This window comes from Ligilactobacillus equi DSM 15833 = JCM 10991 (genome assembly GCF_000615765.1).
In the GTDB taxonomy this organism is placed as follows: domain Bacteria; phylum Bacillota; class Bacilli; order Lactobacillales; family Lactobacillaceae; genus Ligilactobacillus; species Ligilactobacillus equi.
The window spans coordinates 1-611 of the sequence record NZ_BAMI01000151.1 but is presented as its reverse complement, the minus strand read 5'-3'; the positions used below and the strand labels follow the sequence as shown (position 1 = coordinate 611).

General features: G+C 38.0%; 1 protein-coding gene. It reads left to right on the top strand.

Annotation, left to right across the window (positions count from 1 at the left end; genetic code table 11):
* Positions 1 to 611, top strand: a 611-nt coding sequence (locus tag JCM10991_RS11865; RefSeq protein ID WP_025021600.1) for an IS66 family transposase, incomplete at its 5' end; no start/stop codon positions are given.

Here is a 611-nt window from a genome sequence, read left to right as displayed (position 1 = left end):
TTCATATTCGTAGAAAATTTGTTGAGATAGCCAAAGCTCTGAGAGGAAAAACGCATTCTGTAGCTCGAGAAGCGACAGTCCTACTCGGGAAAGTATTTCATGCGGAGAAGCAGTTGGAATATAAAACAGCAGAAGAAAAAGTAGCAGCTAGAAATAAAATTGTGAAGCCACTACTGGATGACTTCTATGAATTCATTTCTCAAGTTAATACTCCAAGTGGTCAATTGAAAAATGCGATTAAATATTCTTTTGATCAAAGAAGTAGACTTGAAGAAATTTTCAGAATAGGAGGCATGCCATTATCAAACAACGAAGTTGAGCAATGCATCCGACCAACTACGTTGGGGCGCAAGAATAGTTTATTTTCTAAATCTTATGAGGGTGCCCAAGCTAACGCAGTATATTATACTTTGGTTCAAACTGCAAAGTTAAACAATTTGGATGCTTATAAATACTTGAAATATGTCTTCGAACAGCTGGAATTGCGAAAAAATCCTGACGTTGACGCTTATTTACCATGGTCTGATGAAGTTCAGGCAAAATGTAAAGCACACTCGCCGGCCGACGACGATATGCAGCTTGAAAATAAAGAAGCGATGGTGAAATCCTAA